Below are 280 nucleotides of genomic sequence, written 5' to 3' on the forward strand. Positions count from 1 at the left end.
GCGAGCTGCATTATGGCAGAGCAGGAACCTCCAGAGGATTTGCCCATCCGGCACATCTTCTTGGCGCTTGACCTGATCTACTACGCGGGGTACGCCGGAGAGTTTCCGCCTGTGGGGACCCTGTTTGGTGATATCGTCGTGTACTCTGAGCACGTCAACACGCCTAAGGAGCTATCGCTGGGTCTGGATGAAGTGCTCGTCTACACCACGTGATCCGTGGTAAACTTCCGGGAAGTAAATAGTAATGGGCGCAGATTTCGGTCTGTCGCCCCATTTTCAT

General features: G+C 54.6%; 1 protein-coding gene. It reads left to right on the plus strand.

The features are described 5' to 3' along the window. Nucleotides 1-213: hypothetical protein (locus AC1RPH_RS08275; RefSeq protein WP_481762107.1), on the plus strand; the 213-nt coding region annotated here is incomplete at its 5' end. Between the last annotated feature and the right edge of the window lie 67 nt (nt 214-280).

The organism is Dellaglioa sp. CoH-57-MRSF-16, from assembly GCF_056782055.1.